Annotated in this window: 20 protein-coding genes and 1 tRNA gene; 9 read left to right on the plus strand and 12 right to left on the minus strand. The window is 68.4% G+C overall.

Features of this window, described 5'->3' with window-relative positions; translation table 11 throughout:
* Positions 1-9: 9 nt before the first annotated feature.
* Complete coding sequence (locus Ato02nite_RS48220) at positions 10-1,416, minus strand: ricin-type beta-trefoil lectin domain protein (protein ID WP_213013471.1); 1,407 nt, start codon at positions 1,414-1,416, stop codon at positions 10-12.
* Positions 1,413-3,287 (minus strand): ricin-type beta-trefoil lectin domain protein, encoded by a 1,875-nt coding sequence (locus Ato02nite_RS48225; RefSeq protein WP_246608198.1) that lies wholly within the window; start codon positions 3,285-3,287, stop codon positions 1,413-1,415. Before Ato02nite_RS48225 ends, Ato02nite_RS48220 begins: the two co-directional genes overlap by 4 nt.
* Before the next feature lie 216 nt (positions 3,288-3,503).
* Between Ato02nite_RS48225 and Ato02nite_RS48230 the strand changes: the two genes are divergently transcribed.
* Positions 3,504-3,588 (plus strand) — tRNA-Ser (locus Ato02nite_RS48230).
* A gap of 93 nt (positions 3,589-3,681) precedes the next feature.
* Here the strand turns inward: Ato02nite_RS48230 and Ato02nite_RS48235 are convergent.
* Together Ato02nite_RS48235 and Ato02nite_RS48240 are read right to left on the minus strand one after the other, a co-directional pair.
* Positions 3,682-4,275 carry a hypothetical protein gene (locus Ato02nite_RS48235; protein WP_213013472.1) on the minus strand — a complete coding sequence of 198 codons (594 nt, stop codon included), beginning with the start codon at positions 4,273-4,275 and terminating at the stop codon, positions 3,682-3,684.
* 187 nt (positions 4,276-4,462) lie between these two features.
* Positions 4,463-5,635 carry an MFS transporter gene (locus tag Ato02nite_RS48240; RefSeq protein WP_213013473.1) on the minus strand — a complete coding sequence of 391 codons (1,173 nt, stop codon included), beginning with the start codon at positions 5,633-5,635 and terminating at the stop codon, positions 4,463-4,465.
* Positions 5,636-5,740: 105 nt separating this feature from the next.
* Here Ato02nite_RS48240 and Ato02nite_RS48245 point away from each other — a divergent pair, with 105 nt between their 5' ends.
* Positions 5,741-6,598, plus strand: a complete 858-nt coding sequence (locus tag Ato02nite_RS48245) for a helix-turn-helix domain-containing protein (protein WP_213013474.1) — start codon at positions 5,741-5,743, stop codon at positions 6,596-6,598.
* Between the two features lie 4 nt (positions 6,599-6,602).
* Here Ato02nite_RS48245 and Ato02nite_RS48250 read toward each other — a convergent pair whose 3' ends face one another.
* The gene (locus Ato02nite_RS48250; RefSeq protein WP_213013475.1) at positions 6,603-8,504 is read right to left on the minus strand and encodes an NHL repeat-containing protein; all 1,902 of its coding nucleotides are present in this window, start codon (positions 8,502-8,504) and stop codon (positions 6,603-6,605) included.
* A 55-nt stretch (positions 8,505-8,559) separates the two neighbouring features.
* Entirely contained in the window at positions 8,560-9,000 is a 441-nt protein-coding gene (gene soxR / locus Ato02nite_RS48255) for a redox-sensitive transcriptional activator SoxR (RefSeq protein ID WP_213013476.1), read from the minus strand.
* A gap of 46 nt (positions 9,001-9,046) precedes the next feature.
* Between soxR and Ato02nite_RS48260 the strand changes: the two genes are divergently transcribed.
* Both Ato02nite_RS48260 and Ato02nite_RS48265 read left to right on the plus strand, forming a co-directional pair.
* Entirely contained in the window at positions 9,047-9,733 is a 687-nt protein-coding gene (locus Ato02nite_RS48260; protein WP_213013477.1) for a thiamine pyrophosphate-binding protein, read from the plus strand.
* On the plus strand, positions 9,733-10,602 hold the full coding sequence (locus Ato02nite_RS48265) for a transketolase family protein (protein WP_213013490.1): 870 nt from the start codon (positions 9,733-9,735) through the stop codon (positions 10,600-10,602). Before Ato02nite_RS48260 ends, Ato02nite_RS48265 begins: the two co-directional genes overlap by 1 nt.
* 3 nt (positions 10,603-10,605) lie before the next feature.
* Here Ato02nite_RS48265 and Ato02nite_RS48270 read toward each other — a convergent pair whose 3' ends face one another.
* Positions 10,606-11,043 carry a hypothetical protein gene (locus tag Ato02nite_RS48270; protein WP_213013478.1) on the minus strand — a complete coding sequence of 146 codons (438 nt, stop codon included), beginning with the start codon at positions 11,041-11,043 and terminating at the stop codon, positions 10,606-10,608.
* Between the two features lie 88 nt (positions 11,044-11,131).
* Here Ato02nite_RS48270 and Ato02nite_RS48275 point away from each other — a divergent pair, with 88 nt between their 5' ends.
* Entirely contained in the window at positions 11,132-11,590 is a 459-nt protein-coding gene (locus Ato02nite_RS48275; protein ID WP_213013479.1) for a PH domain-containing protein, read from the plus strand.
* Here the strand turns inward: Ato02nite_RS48275 and Ato02nite_RS48280 are convergent.
* Positions 11,546-12,457, minus strand: a complete 912-nt coding sequence (locus tag Ato02nite_RS48280) for a rhomboid family intramembrane serine protease (protein ID WP_213013480.1) — start codon at positions 12,455-12,457, stop codon at positions 11,546-11,548. The genes Ato02nite_RS48275 and Ato02nite_RS48280 overlap by 45 nt on opposite strands.
* Before the next feature lie 15 nt (positions 12,458-12,472).
* Positions 12,473-13,003, minus strand: a complete 531-nt coding sequence (locus tag Ato02nite_RS48285; RefSeq protein WP_213013481.1) for a peptidylprolyl isomerase — start codon at positions 13,001-13,003, stop codon at positions 12,473-12,475.
* A 164-nt stretch (positions 13,004-13,167) separates the two neighbouring features.
* Here Ato02nite_RS48285 and Ato02nite_RS48290 point away from each other — a divergent pair, with 164 nt between their 5' ends.
* Complete coding sequence (locus Ato02nite_RS48290) at positions 13,168-13,755, plus strand: hypothetical protein (RefSeq protein WP_246608199.1); 588 nt, start codon at positions 13,168-13,170, stop codon at positions 13,753-13,755.
* Between the two features lie 52 nt (positions 13,756-13,807).
* Here the strand turns inward: Ato02nite_RS48290 and eccB are convergent, their stop codons facing one another.
* From eccB to Ato02nite_RS48305, 3 genes are all read right to left on the minus strand, one after another.
* Entirely contained in the window at positions 13,808-15,196 is a 1,389-nt protein-coding gene (gene eccB / locus Ato02nite_RS48295; RefSeq protein WP_213013482.1) for a type VII secretion protein EccB, read from the minus strand.
* 42 nt (positions 15,197-15,238) lie between these two features.
* Positions 15,239-16,363, minus strand: coding sequence for a magnesium and cobalt transport protein CorA (locus Ato02nite_RS48300; protein ID WP_213013483.1), 1,125 nt, complete (start codon positions 16,361-16,363; stop codon positions 15,239-15,241).
* Between the two features lie 96 nt (positions 16,364-16,459).
* Positions 16,460-17,554 (minus strand): aminotransferase-like domain-containing protein, encoded by a 1,095-nt coding sequence (locus Ato02nite_RS48305; protein WP_213013484.1) that lies wholly within the window; start codon positions 17,552-17,554, stop codon positions 16,460-16,462.
* 125 nt (positions 17,555-17,679) lie between these two features.
* On the opposite strand from Ato02nite_RS48305, the gene Ato02nite_RS48310 reads away from it, so the two are divergent.
* The 3 genes from Ato02nite_RS48310 to Ato02nite_RS48320 form a co-directional block, all read left to right on the plus strand.
* Positions 17,680-18,411: a phosphocholine cytidylyltransferase family protein gene (locus tag Ato02nite_RS48310; RefSeq protein ID WP_213013485.1), complete on the plus strand. Its 732-nt coding sequence runs from the start codon at positions 17,680-17,682 to the stop codon at positions 18,409-18,411.
* Complete coding sequence (locus Ato02nite_RS48315) at positions 18,399-19,460, plus strand: iron-containing alcohol dehydrogenase family protein (protein WP_213013486.1); 1,062 nt, start codon at positions 18,399-18,401, stop codon at positions 19,458-19,460. The genes Ato02nite_RS48310 and Ato02nite_RS48315 overlap by 13 nt, the downstream gene beginning before the upstream one ends.
* The coding region (locus tag Ato02nite_RS48320) for a CDP-alcohol phosphatidyltransferase family protein (RefSeq protein WP_213013487.1) at positions 19,435-20,118 on the plus strand (684 nt) is incomplete at its 3' end. The genes Ato02nite_RS48315 and Ato02nite_RS48320, both read left to right, overlap by 26 nt.

The raw sequence follows: 20,118 nt of genomic DNA on the forward strand, positions 1-20,118 counted from the left end.
TAGGGAAGATCAGCCCTTGTAGGCGCCGATGATCTTCGTGAACTGGTACGCCGACTGGGACACGCCACTGCACGTGTCGTCATTCGGGTATCCGCCCGAGCACTGCCGGTCCCGGTTCAGCGACCAGAACGTGAGCCGGGCGATGGTGTGCTGTTGCGCGTACGCCGTGATGGTCTGCATGTCGGCGAGGGTGACCACCGCGTTCTCGTCGGTGATGCCGTTCATCGACGAGATGCCGACGTGCTTGTAGGCCTCCGCGTCCGACCAGCCGTACGCCGTCTTGAGCCGGTTCTTCAGCCCGTCCGCCGCCTGGATGGTCAGAGCGCCCTGGTTGTTGCCGGTGCTGCCCCAGTCGAAGGTCATGATGCCCCAGCCGTCGACCACCAGACCGGCCGCGGCCGCCCGGTTGATCAGCGAGGCGTCCGGCCCGGTCGTGTAGCTACCCAGCGTGATGTAGGTGGTGATGCCGGGGTTGTTGGCCTTGATGGTCTTCAGCGCGTCGACCGTCTTCTGCTGGTCGGCCGCCGTGTTGTACGGGGTGCCCTCGATGTCGATGTCGATCGCCTTGAGCCCGTACGCGTTGATGACCTTCTGGTACGCCGCGGCCAGCGCCGCCGCACTCGTGCAGGTGTGCTCCAGCCACGGTCCGGCCGCGCCGCCGAAGGAGATGACGACGTCACCGCCGTTGGCCCGGATCGTGTTGATCGCGGTCTGGTCGGCACCGCCGGTCAGCGCCCGGCTGCCGTCCCACTTGGGGTCGCAGTTGCCGCTGTTCAGCATGAACGCCATGGTGAACCACTTGACACCGGTGGTCTGGGTGACCGTGGTCAGGTTCGGCGGGTTGCCCCAGCCGGTGTAGTAATACGGCGCGACCGCCTTGATACCCGGGCCACCGGTGGACGGCGGTGTCGTGGTGGGGGGCGTCGTGGTCGGCGGAGTGGTGGTCCCACCGAAGGTCCACTTCTGGTTCGACGTACCCGTACACGTCCAGATCTGCAGTTTTGCGCCGTTGGCGGTGTTCTTGTCCTTGACGTCGAGGCACTTGCCCGACGCGGTGTTGACCAGAGCGCCGTTCGAGAGCGTCCACTTCTGGCTCGCCACCGTGTCGTAGCAGTCCCAGAGGTGCACGACCCCGCCGTCCGCGGTCGAGTTGTTCGCCACGTCCAGGCACTTGCCGCGACCCTGCACCGAGCCGTTGTCGGCGAGCGTCCACACCTGGTTCGCGCTGCCCGACACGCAGTCCCACAGCTGCGGCTGGTTGCCGTTCGTGGTGGAGCCGCCGGTCACGTCGAGACACTTACTGTTGAGTCCACTGACCAGCGTGCCGGCCGAGGCCGCCGAGGCGCTGGTGATGCCGACGATGCCCATGGTCGCGACGACTGCCGCGCTGGCGATCGCAATCAGAACCCGCTTCATGCCGGAACCTGCCACTTCTGGTTGGCGGCGCCGGTGCAGCTCCAGATCTGCAGCTTGGCCCCGTTTGCGGAGTTGTTGTCCTTTACGTCGAGGCACTTGCCCGACGCGGAGTTGACCAGGGTGCCGCCGGAGGCGGTCCACTTCTGCGAAGCGACGGTGGAGATGCAGTCCCACAGGTGCACGGCGGCACCGTCCGACGTGGAGTTGTTCGCCACGTCGAGGCACTTGCCGAGGCCCTTGACCGTGCCGTCGGCACCGACCGTCCACTGCTGGTTGGTGCTGCCCGAGACGCAGTCCCACAGCTGGGGCTGGTTGCCGTTGGCGGTCGAGCCGCCGGTGACGTCGAGGCACTTACCGCCGAGACCGGTGATCGCGCCGGTCTTGCCGGTACCGGTGCCACCACCCCCGCTGCCCGGGGTGCCGCTCCACGTGAACGTCGCCGACGTCTTGGTCGGCAGGGAGTACGTGAAGGACTGGTTACCCCAGTTGACCTTGACGGTCTGGGCGCTGCCACTGGTGTTGTAGGCGATCAGCGCCTTCGACCCGTCGCTGTTCTTGAAGGCGACGTTGGGGACGGTCGAGTTGGCACTCGAGTCGATCCGCACCGCACCCGGCTTCACGAACTTGGTGAGGTGACCCATCGTGTAGTACTCGATGGTGTAGTCGACCTGACCGCGACGGCTGTCGTTGCGGTGCACGGTCACCAGGCCGGTGCACGTACCGCAACCGCCGTTGTGCGGCCCCATCGCCTCGTCCACCGCGAGCGACCACTTGGTCCAGCTACGACCCCAGTTGCGGAAGTAGTCGATCAGGTCGCCCATGTCGTCGGCGTGCTGGTTGCCGACCCAGGTGCCACCCGAGTGCTCGGTCATGTAGGCGTTGACCGACGGGTACTGGTTGTGCACGGTGGTCGCCGTCGACGGTGACCCGGCGTAGTCGTGCCACGCGATGCCGCCGAAGTTCGGGTGGTTACGGATCGCGGTGTCCGCGAGCAGCGGCGCCACCCAGGCGTCGTAGGTGTCGAAGTTCCAGTCACCGACCAGCAGCTTGGTGCTGAGCCCCGCGTTCTGCAGCGCCGGCAGCAGATTCGTCTTGGCGAAGTACTGCAGCCCGGAGGTGGTCCACTGCATCGACGGGTAGCCGGCGCAGCACCCCGGCTCGTTCTGCTCGGTCACGTACCGGATCGGCACGCCCTGGGCCTGGTACCCCTGGATGTACTTGACGAAATACTGTGCGTAGGCCGCGTAGTACTGCGACTGCAGATAGCCCTGGCTGTACGCGTTGTTGTCCTTCATCCACGTCGGCGCCGACCAGGGCGACCCCATGACGAACATAGACGGATTCAGGGCGTACGCCTGCTTGGTCAACGCCATGATGTCGGCGTCCCGCGACAGCGAGAAGTCGTTCACGTCGCAACAGGTCGTGTCGTACGAGTAGCTGTTCTGCGCGAGGTCCGACGACCCGATGACGTTACGCACAGCACTGACGCCGATGCCGCCGGAGTTACTGAACAGCTTGGTCATGACGTCGCTCTGGGTGGCCGCGGAGAGAGCTCCGGACCCCTTGATGTCGAAGGCAGCGGTGTCGGTCATCGACGCGCCGGCGCCCTCGAACGGCTGGTAGGTGGTGTTCTCGTTGACGGTGACGGTCTGGTTGGCACTGCCGCTGCTGCCGGCGAACGAGATGGGGGTCTGTTGCTGCAGCCCGCGGGTGACGGTGCGACCACCGCTGTCACTGGTAGTGGTGAGGAAGACGTTGACCGTCTCACCGGCCGCGAAGGCCTGCGGCGCCGTGACCACGATGGCCGCCGCAAGAACCGTCGCGGACGCCGCAACGATCAGCGTCCTTCTTCGGGGGATGGGGATGGACATGTTGGGGACTCCCTTGCCGTGGTGGGGGCCGTGGCCGGGATTGGTAAGGTCGGTGAACAATAAACACCTAGGTCGATGCCTTGTCAACCAGCAAGCGTCACCAGAATCAGGCTGTTTCCGCAGCTCAGTACCCTGTTAAGACTCTTAATACAAGTTTCGGTTAAGAGGGCCTGCCAACCGCCGTGATCCGGTCTGGCAAACTGGGAGCGCAGCACGGGAGGGCTCGCCTAGTGGCCGATGGCGCCGGTCTTGAAAACCGGTATGGGGAAACTCATCGTGGGTTCGAATCCCACGCCCTCCGCACAACCCTTGAACAGCAAGAACCCCGCCGGACTGCGCGTACGCAGCCGGACGGGGTTCGACAGTAGTTGGCCGGAAGTCCGCCCATTCCTACCTAAAGGTCAGGACAGGGTTCGACTGCTTCCTCCACCGCGGTCGGGGCGGCTTCCTCGGAGTGGACGATCCTGTCCTCCCCGACGATTTTCTTGAAGCGCTCGTAGCCGGCCATACCGGCGGGCACCTCGGCACCGAGGATCTCGCTGGAGACCAACCGCTGCAGGCCCTCGTTGTCGACGGCGAAGATGCTCATCCATATGGTCAATTTCGGTGCTTTCCCGTCCGCCTTGCACAACTTGGACGGTTGCAGCTTGCACCGGAAGTCCCCCGGTACGCCCGACGAATTGGTGCACTCACCGTGGATGGTGAAAGTCCGATTCGGCTCGCGCGACGCCAAGATCGCATGACATCCGGCAGCATCCGGAGCGAAGATCCGGACCACCTGGTCGCGATGGACCGACGTAGGCACTACATCGCGCCTTGCCAGATCTTCGGCATGACGCGCTGTTCCGCTGCCGCAGGGCCGATCCCCGCCGATGACATAGTTGACCGCTGAGCGCGTTGCCGCTTCCACCTGAGGAACGACGGCAGACAAGACCGCCGTGACGACTGCCGTGCCGACTGCGGTGAGGACAGTGGACACCACCGGCACCCGCGTCCTCCTCGTGGTGGCAGCATCAGCCGGTTTGGGCGGGCTCAAGCCCGGACTGGTCATCTAGCCCCCTTCTCGTGTACTTCGAGAATAGGGCTTATGACGGTTTCGTACCTGAGGTTCCGTATGTTTGTGTTGTCCGGTTTAAGGAATTCGCGCTAGCGGAGAGCTCCCGGAACCGGTCGAATCAACCCCGCTGGCGCAGGCTCGTGAGCAAGGCCGCGCCGGCGATCGCGGCGATGCCGCCGACCAGTAGCGGCATGGTGGCCGCGACCTCGTCGACCAGGACACCGCCGACGATCGCGCCGATGGCGATCGCGACATTGCAAACCGTCACGATCACCCCGCCGATCTGCTCCAGCCGGGTCGGCTCGGTGCGGGCGCCCCAGCTCAGCACCGTTGTCGGCACGCCGCCGAAGCCGAAACCCCACAGCACGGTGGCGAGGAACAGCCCGACAAGAGAACCGCCGGTGAGGTGCATAGCGAGCATTCCGAGCCCCAGCACCGCCGGGAACAGGAACACCCCGACCCGCGGCGTACGGTCAGCAAGCGGGCCGGCCACCGCCGTGCCGAGGAAATTCGCGACGCCGAAGACGAGCAGCAAGGCGGCGAAGCCGCCGGCGTCGATGCCGGACATGCTCTCCGCGGCCGGCCGGATGTAGGTGAAACCGCTGAAGTGGCCGCTGAAGACCAGCAGGATCGCCAACAACCCGGCCAGTACGACGCCGGAGCGCAGCACCGATCCGAGTGCCCGCAGACCGCTCGCCCCGGTCGGCGTGACGCTGGGCAGGGTCGCCGCCTGCACGATCAGGGCGATCACCGCAACCCCGGCTCCGAGCACGAACACCGCCCGCCACCCCCACACGTCGCCCAGCCAGGCGCCGAGCGGGACGGCCGCGACCGTGGCCACCGCGACCCCGGAGTTGATCACCGTCAGGGCGCGGCCGAGGTGGTGGGCGGGCACCAGGTGTGCGGCCATCGCGGTCGCCATCGCCCAGAATCCGCCGAGCGCGACGCCCAGCAGGAGACGTGCGGCCAGGAGTACGTAGAGGTTCGGGGCCAGCGCGACGATCAGGTTGGAGGTGACGGCGAGCAGGGTAAGGCCGATCTTGACCCGCCGCCGGTCGGCCCGGGGCAGGACCACCGCGATGAGGAGTGCCGAGATGGCGGCGGCGAACGCGGTCACGCTGACCGCCTGGCCCGCTACGCCGGCCGACACCTCCAGGTCGTCGGCGATGCGTGGGAGCAGGCTGGCGGGCAGGAACTCCGACATGACGATGGCGAAGATGCCCAGGCTCAGGGAGAGGACGGCGGCCCACGAGGTGGTCGGGGCCTTGGTTGACGTGGTTGTGATGGTCACGGGAAGCGACGCTAGGCACGGCGGTGCAGCCGTCCCAGAGCCCTCCGCAGCCGGGGGTGTGGCAGGACCCCCTTTCCCGGTCTGGCCTGGCGTTACCGTGGATCGGTGAGCGAGAAGTCGAACGAACTCGGCGAGTTTCTGCGGGCGCGGCGGGCGCTGGTGCCGCCGCAGCAGGTCGGCATCCCGGATGTGGGTGTGCGGCGGGTGCCCGGCCTGCGGCGCGAGGAGGTCGCGATGCTCGCCGGCCTGAGCGCCGACTATTACCTCCGCCTGGAGCGGGGCCGCGATCGCAACCCGTCGGTGCAGGTGCTCGAGTCCATCGCCCGGGTGCTGCAGCTCGACGACGAACATCTGGCCTACCTGCTGACCCTGGTCGCGCCCGCGCCCCGGAAGCGCCGGCGCCGGCCGCGCAAGGAGGTCGTTCCGGCCGGTGCGCTCAAGCTCCTGGACTCGCTCACCCAGCCCGCTTTCATCGAGGGGCGGTATTTCGACATCCTCGCCTCGAACGGCCTGGCCAAGGCTCTCTCGCCGGGCTTCGCCGAGGGCGGCAATCAGCTCCGAGACCTGTTCCTGAATCCGGAGCAGCAGGCGCTGCACCCGGAGTGGGAGAAGATCACCGAGTGCTATGTCGCGAGCCTGCGGCAGGCGGTGGGCACCGACATCGACGATCCCCGTTTCATCGAGCTCACCGGCGAGCTTTCGCTGGCGAGCGATCGATTCCGCCGGCTCTGGGCCCGCCATGAGGTGCGTGCGCAGACCGGGACGCCGATTCGGCTCCAGCACCCGCAGGTCGGGGAGCTCATCCTCAACCGGGAACGGCTGAGCATCGGCGGCGCGGACGGCCTGATGCTCGTGGTTTATCACCCCGACGCCGGGTCCGCCAACGCCGAGAAGCTGGCTCTTCTGGCCTCGGCCGGCAGCAGGCCGACGACCACCCGCACCCCGGCCCGAGCTGCCCGCTGATCGGCTACTTGGTGAAGGTGAAGTAGCGGTAGGCGCCGTACGTCGTGGCGTTGATGGTGTCGCCCGACTTGCCCCCGACGTAGGCCGCCCGCACCCGGTACTTCACGCCGATCTTGTGGGTGCCGGTGAAAGTGACCGCCATGGTGTAGTAACCGGCCTTCGCGACCCGCCACTTGCCGCCCGAGTAGTACTCGACCGTCAGGTACTGCTTTCGCTTCGGAAAAGCGGTCATCGTGGTGGTCAGCACCGGGTTGGTCGTCTTGTGGAAGATGTAGGTCGAGCCGCTCTTCTTGTAGTACTTGCTGACCGCGGTCGACACGCTCACCCGGGTGTACACGGTCACCGCGGCCGACGCCGGCTTGGTCCACGCGTCGCCGGTGAATGCCGCGCTGACGACGGTGTTGCGGGTCAGCCGGAGCGCCACGGTCACGTTGCCCTTGGCGTCGGCCTTTTTCGAGACCAGCAGCCGCTTGCCCTGGTCCGCACCGAAGGGGTCGGCGTAGATCGCGACAGTCCGGTTGGTGTACGAGCTGCCGAGGTGGACGGTGAACGTGACGGTCGTGCCGTAGTTGTAGACCGCACCCTGGTGGTCCAGCGTCAGCGTCGTCGTCCGGGGCGTAACCACGCTGACCGTCGCGGACGACGTGAAGGCGTTGATGTCGGCATCGGCCGGCACGGTCAGCCTGTACGTCAGCGTTCCGGCGGCGGCCGGCGCCTTGTCGGTGAACTGGAAAACGCCGTCGGGGATGGTGGTCGGCCCGACCCGCAGTCCATCGGAGCGGACGATCTCCACCGGGCGCCCGATGGCGGCCTCGGTCGAGAAGTCCACCATGACGGCATAGCTGGAGCCGGCCAGGACCGGGTTCGACTCGACCGTGATCGAGCCCTTCAGGGTCGTCTTGGCCGGCTGGTCGAAGACCTGCAGCGAGATGACCGGCGTACCGACGACGTTCGCCACGATGCCGAACGCCCGCGTGCCGCCCGGTTCGAGCGCGAACCCGGCTATCTGGTCCCCGCCGGTCAGGCCGTTGTACAGGCCCACCCGGCGGACGGCGCCGCCGGCCGGGAAGTAGTCGAGACCGGAGGGGTCCGCGCCGAACGGATCGCCGATCACGACCGTGCCGTCGGCGGCGACCGCCACCCCCTTGGGCAGGGAGCCGACGGCGTAGCCGGCGGTTTGGGTGAGGTCCGAGGTCCGGAGCTGGACGGCCGGCACCTCCGAGAACTCCGACGGGACCACGACCACGCCGCTGCCGTCCGGCGTCAGCGCGGTGTCGAGGCCCAGCCGGTTGGTGAAGGTGCGCTCGGCCAGCACGTCGGGCGCCTCGCCGGTGGCGTCGAGAACCGCCACCTCATTGGAGCCGGCCGCCTTACCGGCGACCACCAGCCGGTCGGCGGCACCCGACAGGTCGTAGATGTTCGTCCAGTCGCCCGACTCGGCGGTGAGGTACACGACCTCCGCGGCGGCCAGGTCGATCGATCCGAGGTCGCCCGCGCCGTACGAGAACCAGATCTTGCCGGCCGCGTAGGCGAGCCGGTCCGGCTGACCAGCCAACGCGTACGCGGCCACCGGAGCCAGCGTCGCGGTGTCGTAGACGATGATCGACGAGGACGCCGGCGCGGCCACGTAGAGCCGGTCGCCGTTGACCAGCAGCCCGGCCGAGGAGGGCACGTCGAGCAGCGCCACCGTGGCGCCCGCGTAGTCGGTGACCAGCAGTTTCCCGTCGGTCCGGTCGCTGATGAACAGGTGCTTGTGTGCACCGTCGGCGACTATCTCGTTGAAGGCCCCGATCGGCAGCACCTTCGAGGAGCTGGCCTTCGGGGTAACGGCGGACGCGGTCGTCGCGGGCAGGACCGCGGCCGTTCCACCGAGAGCAACGGCCACGGCGAGAAATGCTTTCAACACCCGCGCAGCGTACGGCGTACGACCGAGAAGTTGATCATCCAAACGGCTGCCGGAGCTACGACGGTGGGTTGATGATCATCTGCGGTCCCGAGCCGCGCGCCGCGAGTCGGTCCGCCGGGTTGATCAGGTTGCATCGCTGCAGGGACAGGCAGCCGCAACCGATGCAGCCGGTCAGCTGGTCGCGCAAGCGCTCCATGATGGCGATCCGCTCCTCCAGCTTGCGCCGCCAGTGGGCCGACAGCCGCGCCCAGTCGGCCTTGGTCGGCGTGCGGTTCTCCGGCAGTTCGGCCAGTGCGTCGCGAATCTCCTCAAGGGACACGCCGACCTGCTGCGCGATCTTGATGAAGGCCACCCGCCGCAGTTCCGAGCGTAGGTATCGCCGCTGGTTACCGGTGGTGCGGGTGGATCGGATCAGGCCCTCGCGCTCGTAGTAGCGCAGGGCCGACGGCGCCACTCCGCTGCGCGCCGCGAAGTCTCCGATCGGAAGCGTCTCCATGCCAAGCCCTTGAGTTGAAGTGAACTTCAAGTTGCAGCCTATCCCCATGACACTCACCGCACTGCCCACCGACCCGCTCCGGCCGCTGATCCGCCGGCTGACGGGTGACGAGAAACACGACGCCAGTTCGCACTCCACGCTCGACGTGCTCTGGGTCCTCTACGACCGGATTCTGCGGCTCACCCCGGAGACCGCCGACGCCCCGGACCGCGACCGCTTCCTGCTCTCCAAGGGCCACGGACCGGCCGCCTACTACGCCGTACTCGCCGCGAAGGGCTTCTTCCCGGCCGACTGGCTCGACGACCTGGGCGGCTGGGACAGCCCGCTCGGTCATCACCCGGACCGCGTACGCATCCCCGGGGTCGAAGTCGGCACGGGATCACTCGGCCATGGCCTGGGTCTCGCCGTGGGCGTAGCCCTCGGCCTGCGCGCACAGGGCGAAAAAGCCCGCACGTTCGTCCTGCTCGGCGACGCCGAGCTGGACGAAGGATCAAACCACGAGGCCATCGCGTACGCCGCGGCCACCCGCCTTCCGCTGACCGCCATCGTGATCGACAACCAGTCGGCCACGCACGGCTGGCCGGGTGGCATCGCCGCCCGTTTTCCCGGATGGGTGACCGCGATGGTCAACGGCCGGGATCGCGAGCAGATCGAGTACGCCCTGGCCAAGCGCCACCACGACCGGCCCAACCTGGTCGTGGCCGCGGTCGAACCGAAGTGGAGCAACCGATGATGCGGCAGACCTTCGTCGACACGACCACCGAGCTGCTGGCCGAGGACCCGCGGACCGCGGTGGTGCTGGCCGACATCTCCGCCGACGCGTTCGCCCCGGCGATGCGCCGGCACCCGGACCGGGTGCTGAACGTCGGGATCCGCGAGCAGCTGATGACCGGCGTGGCCGGTGGGCTCGCGCTGACCGGGCTCCGGCCGTTCGTGCACTCCTACGCGCCGTTCCTGGTCGACCGGGCCTACGAGCAGATCAAGCTGGATATGGGCCACCAGGACGTGGGCGCGGTGCTGGTCAGCATCGGCGCCTCCTACGACGGCTCGGCCGAGGGCTACACCCACCAGTCGCCGGGCGACGTGGAACTGCTGGACACGCTCGAGGGCTGGACCGTGTACGTGCCGGGGCACAGCGACGAGGTGGCGGCCCTGCTGCGGGCGGCGGCCGGGCACGACGACCGGGTCTACGTGCGCCTCACCGAGCAGGAGAACAGCCAGGCCTACCCGGATGGGAGCCGGTTGCGGGTGATCCGCCGGGGCGGTCCGCTGGTGGTCGCGGTCGGTCCGATGCTCGACCCGGTGCTGGAGGCGACCCGCGACCTGGACGTCACGGTCGCGTACACGAACACGCCCCGGCCGTTGGACGCCGAGGGGTTGCGGCTCCTGGTCGACGGCGAGCTCGTCATGGTCGAGCCGTACCTCGCGGGCACCTCGGCCCGGCAGGTCGCCGAGGCGCTCGGCGGTGTCCCGCACCGCGCGCTGCACCTGGGTGTCGGCCGCGGCGAGATCCGCCGCTACGGCACCTGGCAGGACCACGCCCGGGCGCACGGCCTGGACGCGGCCGGGCTGCGCAGCCGGATCGCGGAATTCCTGTGGTGAGCGTCAGGCGGCGATCACGCGGGTGGGGCGGAACACGTGCTCCAGCAGCGAGTCGCAGTGCCAGACCGCGTCCGGCTCGGCGAGCCGCATCCGGAAGCGTTCGCGGACCCCGTCCACCGCCGTGGCCGTAATCTCGACGGCGGAATGGGCGACATCCGGGTTCCAGGTGACGTTGCTCAGGTGCCGGAGATTGGCGTTGAGATGCAGCCGCAACCGATGGAAGACCTTCGTTTCCTGGGTCACGACGAGCCGGCGGTAGGTCAGCACCATCATGAATTCGCCGGACATCGGCGCGTCCGGTCGATAACAGCGGCTGACCAGCACCGTTGTGTCGTCCGGGTCGACGCAGCGACGGAAGATCGGCATGTGCCGGCTGACGGTCGGGATGCCCACGCCGGCTTCGGCGGCGGCCGGGAGGAACGTACGGGAGAACACGTCCATATGGCGTTCAACGGCGCCCGGGCCCGCAGGCATCGGCCACCACCAGATGAATGTCGAATTACAAAAGTTTCACCGGCATAGTGGTCACATGCAGTGGCGCATCCGGCCGGTCCTCCCGGTCACCAAGCTGATGGTCGCGGTCGCGATCGTGGTGCTGGCAGCGGCTTTCGGCGGCAACGACCCGATCCGGTGGGCGATCGCCGGGGTCTCCGCGACCGGCGTACTCGTCTGGGCCGTGCGAGATCTCCTCGCGCCGGTCCGCCTGGCGGCGGACCCCGACGGAGTGACGGTGTTGGCGGGCTTCGCTCGCCGGCGGCAGGTGCCCTGGTCGGCGATCGAGAGGGTACGGGTCGACCGCCGCACCCATCGAGGTCTGCGCAGCGAGACACTGGAGCTGGACGCCGGTGACGCTATCTACCTGTTCAGCGCGAACGACCTGGGCGCCCTGCCGGAGGATGTGGCCGCCGTCCTGGCCGACCTGCGGATCGCTCCCGGTGCGGAGTCACGCGAGCAGGGCCTGAGTTCGCACCACAGCCCCGACCAGTAGCACCAGGAAGATCACGGCGCAGCCGATCGCCTGCACCTGCGACCGGCGCGCGGCCGGAGCGTACGCCAGCACGGCTGCCACCGCGCCGCCCGCGATGAGCCCGCCGAGGTGGCCGGCCACCGAGATGTTCGGCACGGTGAAGGTGAAGAGCAGGTTGATCACCAGCAGCGGGATCAGGGCGGTGACGTCCAGCTTGAGCCGCTTGTTGACGATGAACATCGCCGCGACCAGGCCGAAGACCGCGGTGGAGGCGCCCGCGGCGGGCTGGTTCTGCGGAGTGAACACATAAGCCGCGACGTTGCCGCCGAGGCCGGCCAGCACGTAGAGCGCGGTGAACCGGATCGGGCCCAGCTGTGCCTCGAGATAGCGGCCCAGCTGCCAGAGCAACATCATGTTGAGCAGCAGGTGCAGCACGCCGTAGTGCAGGAACATGGCGGTGAACAGCCGCCACCACTCGCCGGCCGCGACGCCGTGGATCTCACCGTTCATCACATAGGGCGCGTAACCCAGCACCTCGCCGAAGCGGGTCACCGAGGTCTGGGCGCCACCGAGGCCGAACCAGCCACCGGAACCGGCGATCGCCTTGGCACCGCCGACGATCGCCGAGAGCACCATCACGGCCACGTTGATGCCGATCAGGGTGCGCGTCGCATAACCCGCCCGGCCGGCGTGGGTGCCACCAAAGGCGGTCCGCGCCGGCCGTGTGGTCTTCCTGCCCTCGGTCACGCACTCCGGGCACTGGTGGCCGACCGACGCCTCGTGCATGCACTCGGGGCAGATCGGCCGGTCACATCGGGTGCACCGGATGTAGGTCTCCCGCGACGAATGGCGATAGCAGACCGGTGCCGTCGAGGGAGCCTCACTCATGCGTACAAAGGTACGTCAGTCCTGCACGCGCTCGATTTCCACGCGCTCGATCACGACGTCCTCGACCGGCCGGTCGCCCGGGCCGGTCTTGGTGTTCGCGATCGAGTCCACGACCTTCGCGGACGCCTCGTCGGCGACCTGGCCGAAGATGGTGTGCCGGCGGTTGAGGTGCGGGGTCGGCGCGACCGTGATGAAGAACTGCGAGCCGTTGGTGCCCGGGCCCGCGTTCGCCATGGCCAGCAGGTACGGCCGGTCGAAGCTCAGCCCCGGGTGGAACTCGTCGGCGAACTTGTAGCCCGGACCGCCGGTGCCGGTGCCGGTCGGGTCACCGAGCTGGATCATGAAGCCGGCGATGACCCGGTGCGAGATCGTGCCGTCGTAGTACGGGCCACTGCCCGGCTGACGCGTGCGCGGGTCGGTGTACTCCTTGTTGCCCTCCGCGAGCTCCACGAAGTTGCGCACGGTCGCCGGGGCATGGTCCGGGAACAGCTGAAGCCGGATCGGGCCATGGTTGGTGTGCAGGGTGGCGTAAAGAGTCTCAGCCACGGGTACTCCTGTCGTTGTCGCGGTCGCCCCGCCGGTACCTCTAAGGGGCGATGGGACAGTTCTCTTGCAATTCGGATCCTCCCCCATGTGTCTGATCCGGCAGCGACGGGGTACCGATAGAGGGCACCATGACGTGGGAGAGAACCACAGGGAGGTGGGCACTGGTGTTCGCAACTATGCGCCGCAAGCGCCGTAGCCGGCGGATGAAGACCGAGCTCGGTCAGAGCGTTGATCACTTCAAGCGCGCGGCATCACTCGCGGCTCAGGAGACCAGCGCGACCGTGGGCCCGACCTTCGCCGCCGCGGTCGACCGGGTGCAACCGGCCGCCGTCAAGGCCAAGGACGCGGCCTCGAGCGGCTGGGACAGCGCTCTCGCCACGCTCACGCCGCTGGTCACCGCCGCGACGGACAACGTCCGGCAGGCCGGCAAGGTGAGCAAGCGTCAGGCCAAGAAAACCGCCAAGCAGAACCAGCGCAACGCGCAGAAGCTGCAGAAGCGGGCGAACAAGGCGATCGGCCGCAAGCAGGGCCGGAGCAAGTCCCGTCTGCTGGGCTTCGCGCTGCTCGGCACCGCTGTCGGTGTCGGCGCGGCGTACGCGGCCAAGCGCCGCAAGGCTGCTCAGTGGGACGAGTACGACCCGGCCTCGCAGGTTGGCGGGGCCGACGATGCCGCGTTCGAACCGGGCGAGCCCTCGACGTACACCACGCCGAACGGCACCGTCCCGGACCCGGCTCAGCAAAGCCCCCGGTAAGCAGGTCTACGACGGGCGGGCGCCGAGAGGCGGCCCGCCCTTCGTCGTGCGCTCAGGACTGGCTCTGCCCGGCCCGCGCCGGATCGAGCGACGCGCCCTGTGGGAGCAGGGAGATCAGCTCGGACGGGATCTGCCGCGGCTTGACTCCGGCGTATCCCAGCTTGGTCAGCAGGGCGCGGTCGGCCAGCGGATAGATGCGCCCGGTGTCGGTGACGACGCTCACCGTCCCGCTGCCGGCCGGTGCGGTCGGCGAGGCGGCGGCCTCGGCCACCACGCCCTTACCCCGGGCCACGTGCACGAAGTCGGCGAGCACCGTGCTGGGAGCGGCTCCGCTGGAGTCGACCGCGGAACCGGCCGGCACGGTCGGGTCGATCCGGATGCCGTCGCCCGACTTGCTGTCGGCCGGCAGCGTCATGCACACCTGGCCGGGGTTCGTCCCGCGCAACTGCGGCACCTCGGCGGGCAGGCCGTTCGGATCGTTCGTGTCGCTGAGCCTGGTCTTCGAGGGCGGCATGGTGAGGAAGTCGTTGCCCAGGTCGATCGGCGCCGCCGCCCCGGCCACCTGCATGAGCTTGCCCTGTACCGGGGTCAGGTCGGCCGCGCCGTCGGACAGGATGATCGCGACCTGCTTGTCCGGCCCGGTCACCAGCCGGCCCACCTTGAGATCGCCGACGACCGAATCATCACCCACGTCGGGGATGGGGGGCGGGACCAGGTCGGCGCCGCGCGGAACGGCGTTGAGCCAGGCCGTCGAGACCTGCCACGACTCCTGCGCACCCCAGCCGAGGATGCGCTTGGTCGCGGTCAGCCGGTCGGCCGGGATGAAGAACCGGCGGTTGTTGTGAATCAGGAAGTTCGCGCCGGCCGTGTCGCGCACCAGCAGGGCCTCGCCGGTGCCGGCCGCCACCGTGCCGTCGGTGAGCCTGTCTCCGATCAGCAGGGTGCTGCGCGGCCGGCCCTCCTCGCCCTTGTTGTCGGTGCAGATCGACCAGCGCTCGGTGAGCAGGTCGTCGGAGTCCGGCAGCGAGTCGGGAGCCTCCGGGATGCCGAGCGTCGGGCCGAGCCCCACGGTCGCGAGCTTGTCGGCCGCGATGCTCTTCAGCTTGGGCGACTCGCCCTCGGCCAGCAGCAGGCCGGACGTGAAGTTGAGCACCGGGTGCAGCTTGTCGTCGGACTTCAGGTAGACGTAGCGGGCGCCGGAACCCTTCTCCTGGAACACCACGCTCGCGTCCTTGGGGTTCACGTTGCTCTGTCCGGTAAGGATCCCGTAGATCGTGGCGCCGACCACCGCGAGGCTGGCCACCAACAGGCTGACCAGCGCGGTCGTGCCGGCTCGGCGCAGCGGTGACCGGGACGGATCGGGGTCGTGCGTGACCAACGCGGCCACCACCCGCTGAAGCGAGTACTGGTACGAATGCAGCTGGTCCTGACGCGACGGCACCCTGTCACCTTAGGGGTCCACGTCGATGTCCTGGGGGCAGCCCTACAGCCAGCCGTTGCGACGCAGCGCGCGGTAGAGCAGGACCGAGACGCCCAGGATGATCGCCCACCACGCCGGGTAGCTGTACAACCAGTCCAATTCGGGCATGTGCCGGAAGTTCATGCCGTAGACCCCGGCGCCGGCGGTCCAGACCGTGGCGATCGCCGCCCAGGCCGCGATCTTGCGCATGTCGTTGTTCTGATCGACCGTGACCTGCGCGAGCCGGGCCTGCAGGATCGAGTTGAGCAGGTCGTCGTAGGAGGAGACCTGCTCGACCGTACGGGTCAGGTGGTCCTGCACGTCGCGGAAGTATTTTCCGATCCGCTTCGGCACGATCGCCACGATCGTGGCCAGCGGCCGCTGCAGTGGCACCACCGCGCGGCGGAACTCCACGAGTTCCCGCTTCATCTGATAGATGGCCTGAATCGGGCTGCCCGCTCCCCGGGAGAAGACGCCCTCCTCGATGATGTCGAGGTCGGCCTCGATCTGGTCGGCGACCGCGAGGTAGTGGTCGACCACCCGGTCGGTCACCGCGTACGCCACCGCCCAGGGCCCCTGCTCCAGCAGCACGGCTCGCTCGGTCTCCAGGTCGGTGCGCACCGAGCCGAGCTCCGAGGCGTCGCCGTGCCGCACGGTGATGACGAACTGCTCACCCACGAAGATCATCATCTGGCCGGTCTCGACCACCTGCGAGGTCTCGGTCAGCTCGTGGTGCGGCACGTATTTGGCCGTGCGCATGGCCAGGAAGTGCACCGACCCGAAGTTCTCCAGCTTGGGCCGTTGCTCGGCCTTCACCGCGTCCTCCACGGCCAACTCGTGCAGGCCGTAGGTGTGCGCGATCGCGGTCATCTCCTCCTCGTCCGGCTCGTGCAGACCGAGCCAGACGAAGGCGTCATCCCGGGAACAGGCGAGCTGCAACGCCTCGTCGGGGCTGAAGTGGCCGGGCAGGCGCACCCCCGCCGCGTACACCCCGCAGTCGACCACCGCGCTGCCGGTCGCCCGCGGGCCGGTGCCGTCGGCATGGCCGTCGGTGGCGCCGAGGAAGCGGTTCATGGCCCGCACGGGAGCGGCGAAGGCCCGGGACAACGGCCTGGTCCGGCTCCACGTTCCGTTTTCACGCTCGCTCATGCTGACCTCCCCCACACCGCGCGACGGGGAGCAGGCTAGCTCACCACGAAGCATGCGCCGGACGGGATCGGTTCCCCGCCCGGCGCCTCGAAAACCTTAGGCGCGTACCTCTTCGATCGCTTCGGCCAGACGGCGGACGCCCTCGTCGATCTGTTCGACGGTGACCGCCGAGAAGGCCAGGCGCACCGAACTCTGCCCGCCGTCGAGCAGGAAGTCCGTGCCCTTGACGATAGCGACACCCTTCTTCATCGCGGCCGGGAAGAGCTTGTCCACGTCGACATCGGTGGGCAGATCGACCCAGAGGAAGTACCCGCCGTCCGGCTCGGTGAACGTCGCGCCCGGAATGTGCTTGCGCAGCGACTCTGCGAGCACCGAGGCCCGCTCGGCGAGTGCGGTGCTGACCGTCTGGATCGACCGCTCGATGTCGCCGGAAACACAGAACTGGTGCACGATCGCCTCGGACACCATGCCGGGCGAGATGTAGAGGTTGGTGGCCTTCTTGGCGATCGCGTCGATCAGCGCGGCCGGGCCGACCAGGTAACCGACCCGGACACCCGGGCAGACCGTCTTGGTGAAGCTGGAGGCGTGCACCACGACGTTGTCCGAGTCCAGCGACAGCATCGACGGCAGCGCGTCACCACGGAACCGGATGTCGACGTACGGGTCGTCCTCGAAGATCGTGAAGCCGTACTCGGCGGCGAGCGCGAGCAGGTCACGGCGCTTCTGGTCGGACAGCGTGATGCCGGCGGGGTTCTGGTAGTTCGGGATGATGTGGGCGAGCTTGGGGCGAATGCCGGACTCCAGCAGCGCGCGCAGCTCGTCGACGTCGATGCCGTCCTCGCGCAGCGTGACCTGGTGCACCTTGGCGCCAAGATTTTGCAGGCTGAGCAGGGTGCGGTCGTAGGTCGGCTTCTCCACGACCACGGTGTCGCCCGGCTGTACCAGGTGGTTGAAGAGGAACGCATCGGCCTGAAGCGACCCGTTCGTCACGATGACCTGGTCGGCCGAGACCCCGTGCTTCTCCGCGATCCACTTGCGGAGCGGGACATAACCGACGGACGTGCCGTAAGCGGTAATGCCGGCCGGGTCGGCGTCGAAGGCGCGCGCGGCGGCGGCCTTGAGGCCCTCGACGTCGATGATGTCCAGCGACGGAGCGCCACGGGCGAAAGAGATCAGCTGCTCAGCGGTCATGGTTTCCAGCTTACGAGCAGCCTCTATAGGATTTTCTTTTGCCTCGTGCGGTCCGGCCAATGAGACAGTGGCCGTTATCCTCGCGGGGCCAGAGCTGCGCGCCCCTCGACAGGAGACATGACCCCATGATCGGACTCGTACTCGCGGCCGGAGCCGGCCGTCGGCTTCGCCCGTACACGGACACGCTGCCCAAGGCGCTCGTCCCGGTGGACGGCGACACGACGATCATGGATATCTCGCTGCGCAATCTGGCCGCGGCAGGGCTCACGGACGTCACGATCGTGGTCGGCTACTGCGCCGGCGCCGTCGAGGAGCGGGTGCCCGCGTTCCAGGAGAAATACGGCGTCAAGATCAGCCTGGTGCACAACGACAAGGCCGAGGAGTGGAACAACGCCTATTCCCTCTGGCTCGCCCGCGACCACTTCGCCCAGGGCGCGTTGATGGTCAATGGCGACACCGTGCATCCCGTGAGCGTCGAGGAGACCCTCCTTACGAGTCGGGGTCCGAGCATCCTGCTCGCCATCGACAATCTGAAGAAGCTGGCTGACGAGGAGATGAAGACGGTCTTCCGCGCAGATGGCCAACTCGCCAAAATCACGAAGCTGATGGATCCGGCCGACGCGTTCGGCGAGTACATCGGCGCCAACATCATCGAGGCCTCGGCGGCCCCCGCGCTCGCCGACGCGCTCAAGGCGACCTTCGAGCGGGACCCGAACCTCTACTACGAGGACGGCTTCCAGGAGTACGCGAACCGTGGCGGCGAGGTGCGCGCGGCCACGATCGGCGAGGTCAGCTGGGTCGAGGTCGACAACCACGAGGACCTCGCGAAGGCTCGGGAAATCGCATGCCGCTACTAGCCCGCAGCATCCAGACGCCGCTGCACATCGACGTACGCCGGGGTGCGGTGGCCGATCTGGGCCGCATCCTGGCCGACAGCCGGATCTCGGCCGGCGGTGACGTCGCGGTCGTGGTCGGACCGGGTCTGGGTGAACAGGTGGTGAACCTGATCCGCCCGACGCTCGGCTCGGCGGACGTCTACACCACCACGGGCGGCACTCTGGACGCCGCGCTCGAGCTCTCCGGCAAGCTCCGCGCCCGCCGGTACGACGCCGTCGTCGGCATCGGCGGCGGCACCACGGTCGACGTCGCGAAGTACGCGGCCAATCGCTGGGGCCTGCCGATGATCTCGGTGGCCACCAGCCTCGGCAACGACGGCATCGCCTCGCCGGTGGCCAGCCTCATCCACGACGGCATCAAGGGCTCGTACGGGGTGCACATCCCGTTCGGCGTGATCGTCGACCTGGACTTCGTCGAGAACGGCCCGGAACGTGTCAGCCGCGGCGGCGTCGGCGACGTGATCAGCAACATCAGCGCTCTCGCCGACTGGGAGCTGGCCCGCGAGGTCCGCGGCGAACCGGTCGACGGGCTGGCCGCCTCGCTGGCCCGGATGGGCGCCGAGGCCGTACTGACCATGCCCGGCGACATGTCCGACGACGCGTTCGTCACGGTCCTCGCCGAAGCCCTGATCTCCAGCGGCCTGGCCATGGCGGTCTGCGGCAGCAGCCGCCCGTCCTCCGGCGGCTGCCACGAGATCATGCACGCCATCGACTCGCTCTTCCCCGGCACCGCCTCGCACGGCGAGCTGGCCGGGCTGGGCGCGCTGTTCTGCACCTTCCTGCGCGGCGACGAACGCCGCTTCGCGCAGATGTCCGAATGCCTGGCCCGGCACCAGCTACCGCGAGTGCCCGCCGACGTCGACCTAGACGCCGACCAGTTCGTCGAGGCGGTCGAGTTCGCTCCGCGCACCCGCCCCGACCGGTACACGATCCTGGAGCACCTGGCCATGGGCCCGGACGAGATACGCCGAAAGCTGGCCGAATATGTCGAAGCAGTCGCAGACCGCTGATTCCGGCCCGAGCGCGGCCGAGTACTACGCGGTCAACCGGGGCGGCGGCCTCTTCAGCGAGGCCGTGAGCCAGCACATCGGCGCCCGGATCGCGGTCATCGCGAGGAAACGCGGCATCGCGCCGACCGTGCTGACCGTGTTCAACCTCGGCCTGGGCTGCCTGGTCTCGTTCGTGGTGATCGCGGCGGCCGGCCCGGTCGCCGAGGGCCGGGTGTGGGCCTGGCCGATCGGCCTGCTCGCGCTGGTCGGCTGGCAGCTGGCGTACGCGTTCGACTGCTCCGACGGCCAGCTGGCCCGAGTGACCGGGCAGACCTCCGTGGCCGGCGGGCGACTGGACGTGCTCTGCGACGTGGCCGTCCAGATCTCCCTGGTCTCGGCGCTGGCCGCCACCGCGAAGGCGCAGGTGAGCGACACTCCGGCGTGGCTGCTGGCTGCGTTCGCCGGCACCTGGATGGTCAACCTGGTCACCTCGGTGATGCAGGGCGGCGAGCAGGCCGCCAGCATGGTGACCAGCCGCTCCCTGCCGGTCCGCCTGGTCAAGCTGGTCCGCGACTACGGCGCCGTGATCGCCCTGGCCGGCCTGGTGCTGATCGTCGCGCCGCAGTGGACGATCTGGTTCATCGGCCTGTTCACCCTGGTCAACGCGGCCTTCCTGGCC

The sequence above is a fragment of the Paractinoplanes toevensis genome (assembly GCF_018332695.1).
GTDB classification, from domain to species: domain Bacteria; phylum Actinomycetota; class Actinomycetes; order Mycobacteriales; family Micromonosporaceae; genus Actinoplanes; species Actinoplanes toevensis.